Raw genomic sequence first — 8,910 nt, 5'->3', positions numbered from 1 at the left:
CGCCGTGCCGGGGGACGCCTCGGACATCGCGCCACGGGCCACCGAGGCGCTCGGCGGCGCCGTCGACGTCTACTGCGCCAACGCGGGGCTCGGCTCCGGCGGCAGCGAGGCCGCGCCCGAGGAGGTCTGGGCCGCGGCCTGGGACGTCAACGTCATGGCGCACGTCCGCGCGGCCCACGCCCTGCTGCCCGGCTGGCTGGAGCGCGGCAGCGGACGCTTCGTCTCCACGGTCTCCGCCGCCGGACTGCTCACCATGATCGGCGCCGCCCCCTACAGCGTCACCAAGCACGGCGCCTACGCCTTCGCCGAGTGGCTCTCGCTGACCTACCGCCACCGCGGCATCAAGGTCCACGCGATCTGCCCGCAGGGCGTGCGCACCGACATGCTGGCCGCCACCGGCAGCGCGGGCGACCTCGTCCTCACCCCCACCGCCATCGAACCGGAGGACGTCGCGGCGGCGCTCTTCACGGGCATGGCCGAGGACCGCTTCCTGATCCTGCCGCACCCCGAGGTCGCCGCCTTCTACCAGGCCCGCGCCGCCACCCCCGACACCTGGCTCTCCGGCATGAACCACATCCAGCGGAAGTGGGAGGCGGCCGGAGCGTGACGACCTACCCGGCCGGTTCGGTCTACGCCGCCAAGCCCTGGCTCGCCCGGCTCAACGACGCCCAGCGCGGCCCGGTGACCCCCGCCGCCTCCGTGGTGCACGCCTTCCGCGCGGCCGTCGCCAGGGCCCCCGAGCACACCGCACTCGCCTACTTCGACGGACGCCTGAGCTACCGCGAGACGGACGCCCTCACCGACTCGGTCGCCGGACACCTGGCCGCTCGCGGCCTCGCGCGCGGCGACCGCGTCGCGATCCTCCTCCAGAACACCCCGCACTTCGTGCTCGCGCTCATCGGCGCCTGGAAGGCGGGCGCCACCGTCGTGCCCGTCAACCCCATGTACAAGTCGGCGGAGGTCGCCCACGTCCTCGCCGACGCCGATGTGACCGCGCTGATCTGCGCGGACCGCGCCTGGGAGACGTATCTGCGCGACACGGCGGCGGGCTCGTCGGTGCGGATGGTGCTCACCGCCTGCCAGCTCGACCTCCAGAGCAGGAACGACACCCGCGTCCTCGACTTCGAGCGACTGCCCCCCGCGGCCGACGCCGACGACCTCGTGGCGGTCGCCCGCGCGCGTCACCCGGCCCCCGCCGACCGCGCGCTCGGCCCGTCCGACGTGGCCCTGATCAGCTACACCTCGGGCACCAGTGGCACCCCCAAGGGCGCCATGAACACCCACGGCAACATCACCTACAACGCCGAACGGCAGCGCACCGGCTCCGGAATCCCCGAAGGCTCCTGCTACTTCGCGATGGCGCCGCTCTTCCACATCACCGGCATGGTCGCCCAGATCGCCGCCTGCGTCGCCAACGTGGGCACCCTCGCGCTCGCCTACCGCTTCGAGGCCGGAGTGGTCCTGGACGCCTTCGCCGAGCACCGCCCCGCCTACACGGTCGGCCCGTCCACGGCCTTCATGGCGCTGGCCGCGCATCCCGCAGTGACCCGCGCCCACTTCGACTCCTTCGCCCTGATCTCCTCCGGCGGCGCCCCGCTGCCCCCGGCCCTGGTGGAGAAGTTCCGCGACGCCTTCGGCCCCTACCTCCACAACGGCTACGGCCTCACCGAGTGCACCGCCCCCTGCGCCTCCGTGCCGCCGGGCCAGGAGGCGCCGGTCGACCCGGTCTCCGGCACGCTCGCCGTGGGCGTCCCGGGGCCCGAGACGGTCGTACGCGTCCTGGACGACGCCGGACAGGAGGTGCCCTTCGGGGAGCACGGCGAGATCGCCGTGGCGGGGCCCCAGGTGGTGCCCGGCTACTGGAAGCGGCCCGAGGCCACCGAGGAGGCCTTCCCCGAGGGCGAACTGCGCACCGGCGACATCGGTTTCATGGACCCGGCGGGCTGGCTGTACGTCGTCGACCGCAAGAAGGACATGATCAACGCCTCCGGCTTCAAGGTCTGGCCGCGCGAGGTCGAGGACGTCCTGTACTCCCATCCCGCCGTCCGTGAGGCGGCCGTCGTCGGCGTCCCCGACAGCTACCGGGGCGAGAGCGTCAAGGCGTACGTCAGCCTGCGCCCCGGCGACGGCACGGGGGCCGAGGAGCTGACGGCGTACTGCAAGGAGCGGCTCGCCGCGTACAAGTACCCGCGCGAGGTGGAGATCCTGGCGGAGCTGCCCAAGACGACGAGTGGGAAGATCCTCCGGCGGGAACTGCGTTCCCGTGAACAGAACAACCGGTGACATCTGAAAGGCAGGTGGCGGCAGTGGCCAGGAAGACGGACGGTGACGGCACGCCCGTCCCGCAGCGGTTGCTGGCCGCCGCCACCCGGCTCTTCGCCGACTGCGGCTACGACCGTACGTCGGTGCAGGAGATCGTGGAGGCGGCGGGCGTGACCAAGGGCGCGCTCTACCACTACTTCGGCTCCAAGGACGACCTCCTGCACGAGGTCTACGCCCGGGTGCTCCGGGTGCAGCAGGAGCGGCTCGACGCCATCGCGGACGGCGACGCGCCGGTGGCGCAGCGGGTCCGCGACGCGGCGGCGGACGTCGTGGTCACCACGATCGACAACCTCGACGACGCCTCGATCTTCTTCCGCTCCATGCACCATCTGAGCCCGGAGAAGAACAAGCAGGTGCGCGCGGAACGCCGCCGCTACCACGAGCGCTTCCGGGCCCTGATCGAGGAGGGCCAGGAGTCCGGGGTCTTCAGCACGGCGACCCCGGCGGACCTGGTGGTGGACTACCACTTCGGCTCCGTCCACCACCTGTCCACCTGGTACCGCCCGGCGGGCCCGCTCACCCCCCAGCAGGTGGCCGACCACCTGGCGGACCTCCTGCTGCGGGCGCTGCGGGTCCCGTAGGGCCCGGTCAGCGTCCCCGGAGCGTGCTGAGGCCGTGCTCGATGAAGACGGGCACCAGCTCGCCGATCCGGTCGAAACCGGCACCGACCGTCTGGCCGAGCGTGTAGCGGTAGTGGATGCCCTCCAGGATCACGGCGAGCTTGAACCACGCGAAGGCCGTGTACCAGGAGACGGCGGAGACGTCGCGCCCCGAGCGCGCGGCGTACCGCTCGACCAGCTCGGCCGGGTCCGGGTGGCCCGGCGCGCCCGCGGTGGTGCTGACGGGGGAGTCGGGCACCTCCAGCCTGGCGCTGTACATCACGAGCAGGCCCAGGTCGGTGAGCGGATCGCCGAGCGTGGACATCTCCCAGTCGAGGATGGCCCTGATCCGGTCGTCGTCGCCGATCAGGACGTTGTCCAGGCGGTAGTCGCCGTGGACGACGGTGGGCGCGGGGGAGGCGGGCAGCGCGCGGCCGAGCGCGGCGTGCAGCTCGTCGATGCCGGGCAGGTCGCGGTTGCGGGAGGCGTCGAGCTGCTTGCCCCAGCGCCGGAGCTGCCGGTCGAGGAAGCCCTCGGGGCGCCCGAAGTCCGCGAGGCCGACCGCCTCCGGGTCGACGGCGTGCAGGTCGACGAGGGTGTCGACGAGGCCGAGCACCGCCTCACGGGTGCGCTCGGGGCCGAGCGGCGCCAGCTCGTCGGCGGTGCGGTACGGGGTGCCTTCCACGTACTCCATCACGTAGAACGGCGCCCCGATGACGGCCTCGTCCTCGCAGAGCAGGACGGGCGCGGGCACCGGCACGTCCGTGGGGTGCAGGGCGGCTATGACGCGGTGCTCGCGCTTCATGTCGTGCGCGGTGGCGAGGACGTGGCCGAGCGGCGGCCGCCGCACGACCCAGCGCGCGCTCCCGTCGGTCACGGCGTACGTGAGGTTGGACCGGCCGCCCTCGATCAGCCGGGCGGTGAGCGGCCCGCCGGTCAGGCCAGGACGCTCCCGGTCGAGATGGCCGCGCAACTTGTCGAGGTCGAGGCCCGGCGGGTGATCTGCGCTCATGGTCGCTCCTGATCGGCGTGATGGTGGCGTGCCACCCCATGATGCCGACCAGTCGGTATGTCGTCCAGAGGCCGGGGCCCCCGCCGGGAGCCCCGGGGAGAGCCGGATGCCCGGAGGGGGACCGTCAGTGGTCGTCCCAGTGCCCGTCGTGGGCGGCGTGCCGGTGGCCGTCGTGCAGATAGTCCACGTGGTCGCCGTGGAGCACGGACTCGTGCCCGCAGCCGTCACCGTGCCGGTGCTCGTGCCCCGCGTGGGCCACGTGCTCCGCGGGCTCGCACTCGTCGTAGTGGTCGGTGTGCAGGCGGTGCAGATGGCCGTCGTGCGCGTAGTCGACGTGGTCGCCGTGCGGCACCTCGGGGTGGCCGCAGGCCGGGCCGTGGACGTGGTCGTGCACCGGGTGTTCGTGGTGGAGCGTGGTCATGTCGCGCACCTTCTGGGGCTTGCGGGATGGATGATCCCCCAGGCTAGCCCGTGATGCCCGGTAAATTGCGTTTTGGACGTTTGCGCGGCCGCCTGTCCGGGGACCCGGCGGCCATGAAGGCGATCAGCTACCGAAACTACGGCGGCCCCGAGGTCCTGGAGTACGGCGAGGTGCGGGACCCCAAGGTCGGGCCCGACTCCGTCCTGGTGAAGGTGCGGGCCGCCGCCGTGAACCCCGTCGACTACAAGTGCCGCGAGGGCCACCTCGACGCGCTCCTCGAACCGGTCTTCCCGGTGATCCCCGGCTGGGACGTCGCGGGCGTGGTCGTGCAGCCGGGCGCCGCCGTCCCGGAGTTCTCGGTGGGCGACGAGGTCATCGGGTACGTACGCGAAGACTTCCTCTCGCGCGGCACCTTCGCCGAGTACGTGGCGGCCCCCGTCCGCACCCTCGCCCCCAAGCCGCGCAACCTCTCCTTCGAGGAGGCCGCGGGGTTGCCGCTCGCCGGACTCACCGCCTACCAGGTGCTCACCAGGGCCCTGGTGGTGAAGGAGGGCGACACCGTCCTCGTGCACGCGGCAGCCGGCGGCGTCGGCTCCCTCGCGGTGCAGATCGCCCGGCACCTGGGCGCCCGCGTCATCGGCACCGCCGGCGAGCGCAACCGCGACTACCTGCGCGGACTGGGCGCGGAGCCCGTCACCTACGGCGACGGGCTCGTCGACCGGGTGCGCGGGCTCGCCCCGCGGGGCGTCGACGCGGCCTTCGACACCGTCGGCGGCGACACGCTCAAGGCCTCCGCCGAACTGCTCGCGCCACAGGGGCGGCTCGCCTCCATCGTCGACAGCGAAGTGGTGGGTCTCGGCGGCGAGTACTGCTTCGTGCGCCCCGACGCCGCCGACCTGCGACGGCTGACCGAGCTCGCGGAGGAGGGCGTGGTGAGCGTGCACGTCGACGAGGCGTTCCCGCTGGAGCGCGCCGCCGACGCGCACCGCCGCAGCGCCGAGGGCCGCAACCGGGGCAAGGTCGTCGTCACGGTGGACTGGGCCGACTGACCGGCGGGCTCCGCCACCCCGGCGGGCTTCGCTTCCGCCGGGGTATTCAGACCACCATCGCCGCCGCGCACAGGGCGAGGGCGAGGGTGCACAGGGCGGCGGCCCACGCGGCCCGGAAGGTGAGCCGCCGGGGCCGCGCCGCCGTCAGGGCGACCATCCTGCGGTGCGCGACCGCGAGGAAGCCGAGCCAGAGCAGCAGGCACAGGGCGCAGGCGAGGAGCCCCATCGTGCTCGCGCCCTGGCTCAGTACCGCGCGGGCGGCGAGCACGGCCGCGACCGTGCACGAGAGCGTCGTACGCCGCCACGCGAGCCGGGTGCGTTCCGGCTGGAGACCGGGGTCGCGGGCGGGTCCGGCCGCGCCCGTCACCCCTCCCACCCGAAGAGCACGACCACCACCATGGCGAGCGCGACCACCGCGACCGCCAGGCTCAGCAGCGTCGGGAAGCGGCTCGCGGGCAGATCGTCGCCGCGCCGCATGGCCCGCTCGCAGCGCACCCAGTGGTTGACCGCGCGCAGCGAGCTGAGGACGCCCGCGGCGAGCAGCGCGAGGGCGAGGCCGATCCGCCAGCCCCAGCGCAGGTCCGGCAGGAACTGGTCCACCGCGAAACCGCCGCCGATCAGTGCGAGGGCGGTGCGCAGCCAGGCCAGGAAGGTGCGTTCATTGGCGAGCGAGAAGCGGTAGTCGGGGGTGTCGCCCTCCTCGCGGACGCGCTCGGGGGCGAACCACAGACTCAGACCTCGTACGAAATTGCTCACCGGCGCACCATAAGCCGTGCTCCCCGCGGGTCCGTCACCCGGCGCGGGGGCCGTCCGTCACCCGGCGCGGAAGGCGAGCAGCCGCTGATGCGCGGCGAGTCCGTCTGGCACCCACTCCCACTCGCCGAGCCGCCGCTCCAGCTCCTCGTCGGTGAGGAAGGCGTGCCAGGCGACCTCCTCGGCCTGCGGGTGGACCGGCGGCTCGCAGCGGACCTCGTAGAGGAAGGACCACCAGCTGTGCCCGGCACCGTCCTCGTAGAGGAACTTGAACAGCGGTGTCGGCCGCGGCAGCCCGCTCACGCCGAGCTCCTCCCGCGCCTCGCGCAGCGCCGCGTCGTCGTAGGACTCGCCCGCACCGACCACGCCGCCGACGAACATGTCGTACAGCGAGGGAAAGACCAGCTTCTGCGCGGTGCGGCGGTGCACGAAGACGCGGCCCTCGGCGTCCCGCGCCTGGACGAAGACACAGCGGTGGCGCAGGCCGCGCGCGTAGACCTCGCCGCGCGGGGCCTCGCCGACCACCTCGTCGTGCTCGTCGACGACGGACAGGATCTCCTCGCGGGGGTCGGCGGGACCCGTGGCGGCATCAGTCATGGGGCCCATCCAACCGCATGCCGCTCACTGCCCCATGACGTACTTGACCGTGGGGCCCGCGGTCCAGCCGCCGTCGACGGCGATCTCGGCGCCGGTCACGTAGGAGGCGGCGTCCGAGAGCAGGAACACCATGGCGCCCGCGATCTCGTGCGCCTCACCCACCCGGCCCATCGGCGTGTTCGGGTACTTGCCCTCGCCCCGCTCGATGCCGACCTGGGCGGTCATCGGGGTGTACGTCATGCCGGGGTGGACGGAGTTGACGCGGACGCGGGCCGTGCCGAGCTCCACCGCGCCGATCTTGGTGAGGCCGCGCACGCCCCACTTGGAGGCGCCGTACCCGGCGGTCAGCGCGAGGCCCATCAGACCGGCGGCGGACGAGATGTTCACGATGGAGCCGCCACCGGCCTCCTTCATGGCCGGGATCACCGTCTTCATGCCGATGAAGACGCCGGTGAGATTGATGTCGACGACCTTGCGGAAGTGCTCGACGGACTCCGACTCCAGGAACTGGCCGGTGGATATCCCGGCGTTGTTCACCAGGCCGTGCAGCGCGCCGAACTCGGCGACGGCGAGGTCCGTCACGCGCCGCCAGTCCTCCTCGGAGGTCACGTCGTGGTGCGCGAAGCGGGCGCGCTCGCCGAGCGCCGCCGCGGTGGCCCCGCCCTCCTCGTCCAGGACGTCGGTGAGGACGACGTTCGCTCCCGCGGCGACGGCCTGCCGGGCGGCCTCGGCGCCCAGGCCGCGCGCGGCGCCGGTGATGACGACGGTCCTGCCGGTGAGGTCGTAGGTGGTCATGAGCTCTCTCCAAGGGTGGGCGGGGCGGCCCGCAGCAGGGCCGACGTGGTCGCGACGAGGTCCGCCAGGAAGACGTCCTCGCCGGTCAGGGGGGTGGTGCCCGCGAGGTACTGCCGGGCGCGGTCGCTCATCGCGGCGCCGATCAGCGTGAGCGCGAGGTCGAGCCGCTCCAGGCGCACCGGTTCCGGAAGGCCGGGGGCGAGGTGCTCGTCGAGCCGTCCGATGAGCGTCCAGTAGACGGTGCCGTCGAGGGTGGGGTGCGGGGTGCGGGTGCGGACGCCGCTCTCGTGGCTGAGCTGGGCGGAGACGCGCAGGCAGCGTCGGCCGCGCTCGGTGCGCAGCTCGCTGGCCTCGGCGCGCACCAGGGCGGTGAGCAGGCCCCGCAGGTCGTCCGGGGCGCCTTCCAGCTCCGCGGTGAGCACCTGCTCCGTACGGCGCTGGCGGGCCGCCATCACGGCGTCGAGCAGCCCGCCCCGCGACCCGAAGTGGTACTGCACCGCCGAGGGGTTGCTCTGCCCGGCGATCCTGACGATGTCCCTGAGCTGGGCCCCGTCCACGCCCTGCGCGGCGAAGACCTCCTCGCCCGCACGGATGAGCTTCTCCCGGGTCCCGGCCCCTGACGTCCTTGCCATGCGGCCACTTTAATGCTGTCCATTATTAAAAAGCGAACGGTGGGGGTCCGGGGAACTCTGGACGGGTCTTCGGACGGGGGCGTCAGTTCCGGCGCCGCGCCCGCTCCGGCGCCGGCTGGCGCCCGCGGGCCGCCGGGCGGTGCGGCGGGGGAGGGTCCTCGGTGAGCGGGGGCTCCCGCCGCTCGGCGCAGGAGCCGCGGGGCATCGCCGGGTGCATGCCGAGCAGGACCACGCCCGCCACGATCGCCGCCAGACCCGCCGCCTCCCAGGCGAGCGCCCCCACGTCGGTCCTGAGCCGGTCCCCGAGGAAGCCGACGCCGCACGCGATCCCCGCCAGCGGCTGCGCCGCCGTCAGCGCGGGCAGCGACATCCGCAGCGGTGCCGTCTCGAAGGCGCTCTGCACAAGGAGGAGCCCCGTGACGCCGAGCACCAGCACCCCGTACGGCTGCCAGCCGGTGAGCACCTCCGTGAGGCCGCCCTCGGCGAAGCGGTCCCCGGTGATCCGGGTCAGCGCGTCCTGGACGCCGTAGAGCAGCCCGGCCGCCAGGGCGAGGAGGACCGGGCCCGCGCCGAGCCGGGACCGCTTCGCGCACGCCGTGAGGAGCAGCGCCCCGCCCACCATCACCCCGACGATCAGCCAGTGCCGCAGCGCACCGGTCTCCGCGTCGCCGCCGCGCGGCTCGCCCGCCACGATGAACGCCGTCACCCCGCCCGCGAGCAGGACCAGCCC

12 protein-coding genes are annotated in these 8,910 nt (G+C 73.5%); 4 read left to right on the top strand and 8 right to left on the bottom strand.

Features of this window, described 5'->3' with window-relative positions:
* The 3 genes from AB8Z36_RS21970 to AB8Z36_RS21960 all read left to right on the top strand — a co-directional run.
* Window positions 1-607, top strand: a 607-nt coding sequence (locus AB8Z36_RS21970) for an SDR family NAD(P)-dependent oxidoreductase (protein ID WP_369215072.1), incomplete at its 5' end; no start/stop codon positions are given.
* Complete coding sequence (locus AB8Z36_RS21965) at window positions 604-2,283, top strand: class I adenylate-forming enzyme family protein (protein ID WP_440581966.1); 1,680 nt, start codon at window positions 604-606, stop codon at window positions 2,281-2,283. The genes AB8Z36_RS21970 and AB8Z36_RS21965, both read left to right, overlap by 4 nt.
* Before the next feature lie 23 nt (window positions 2,284-2,306).
* The gene (locus AB8Z36_RS21960; RefSeq protein ID WP_369215070.1) at window positions 2,307-2,903 is read left to right on the top strand and encodes a TetR/AcrR family transcriptional regulator; all 597 of its coding nucleotides are present in this window, start codon (window positions 2,307-2,309) and stop codon (window positions 2,901-2,903) included.
* A gap of 7 nt (window positions 2,904-2,910) precedes the next feature.
* On the opposite strand, the gene AB8Z36_RS21955 is transcribed toward AB8Z36_RS21960, so the two are convergent.
* On the bottom strand, window positions 2,911-3,933 hold the full coding sequence (locus AB8Z36_RS21955; RefSeq protein ID WP_369215069.1) for a phosphotransferase family protein: 1,023 nt from the start codon (window positions 3,931-3,933) through the stop codon (window positions 2,911-2,913).
* A gap of 124 nt (window positions 3,934-4,057) precedes the next feature.
* Window positions 4,058-4,354 carry a hypothetical protein gene (locus AB8Z36_RS21950; RefSeq protein ID WP_369215068.1) on the bottom strand — a complete coding sequence of 99 codons (297 nt, stop codon included), beginning with the start codon at window positions 4,352-4,354 and terminating at the stop codon, window positions 4,058-4,060.
* Between the two features lie 113 nt (window positions 4,355-4,467).
* Between AB8Z36_RS21950 and AB8Z36_RS21945 the strand changes: the two genes are divergently transcribed.
* Entirely contained in the window at window positions 4,468-5,403 is a 936-nt protein-coding gene (locus tag AB8Z36_RS21945) for an NADP-dependent oxidoreductase (protein WP_369215067.1), read from the top strand.
* Window positions 5,404-5,449: 46 nt separating this feature from the next.
* Here AB8Z36_RS21945 and AB8Z36_RS21940 read toward each other — a convergent pair whose 3' ends face one another.
* The 6 genes from AB8Z36_RS21940 to AB8Z36_RS21915 form a co-directional block, all read right to left on the bottom strand.
* Window positions 5,450-5,770: a DUF202 domain-containing protein gene (locus AB8Z36_RS21940; protein ID WP_369215066.1), complete on the bottom strand. Its 321-nt coding sequence runs from the start codon at window positions 5,768-5,770 to the stop codon at window positions 5,450-5,452.
* Window positions 5,767-6,159: a YidH family protein gene (locus tag AB8Z36_RS21935; protein WP_369215065.1), complete on the bottom strand. Its 393-nt coding sequence runs from the start codon at window positions 6,157-6,159 to the stop codon at window positions 5,767-5,769. Before AB8Z36_RS21935 ends, AB8Z36_RS21940 begins: the two co-directional genes overlap by 4 nt.
* A 57-nt stretch (window positions 6,160-6,216) precedes the next feature.
* Window positions 6,217-6,753, bottom strand: coding sequence for an NUDIX hydrolase (locus AB8Z36_RS21930; protein WP_369215064.1), 537 nt, complete (start codon window positions 6,751-6,753; stop codon window positions 6,217-6,219).
* A 24-nt stretch (window positions 6,754-6,777) separates the two neighbouring features.
* Window positions 6,778-7,548: a glucose 1-dehydrogenase gene (locus tag AB8Z36_RS21925; RefSeq protein WP_369215063.1), complete on the bottom strand. Its 771-nt coding sequence runs from the start codon at window positions 7,546-7,548 to the stop codon at window positions 6,778-6,780.
* Window positions 7,545-8,180, bottom strand: a complete 636-nt coding sequence (locus tag AB8Z36_RS21920) for a TetR family transcriptional regulator (protein WP_369215062.1) — start codon at window positions 8,178-8,180, stop codon at window positions 7,545-7,547. The genes AB8Z36_RS21925 and AB8Z36_RS21920 overlap by 4 nt, the downstream gene beginning before the upstream one ends.
* Window positions 8,181-8,262: 82 nt before the next feature.
* Window positions 8,263-8,910 (bottom strand): DMT family transporter (locus AB8Z36_RS21915; protein ID WP_369215061.1); only part of this gene is annotated, 648 nt, incomplete at its 5' end.

This window comes from Streptomyces flavofungini (assembly GCF_041028215.1).
Taxonomy (GTDB): domain Bacteria; phylum Actinomycetota; class Actinomycetes; order Streptomycetales; family Streptomycetaceae; genus Streptomyces; species Streptomyces flavofungini_B.
The sequence above is the reverse complement of the archived record's forward strand: the minus strand, read 5'-3'. Positions and strand labels throughout refer to the sequence as shown.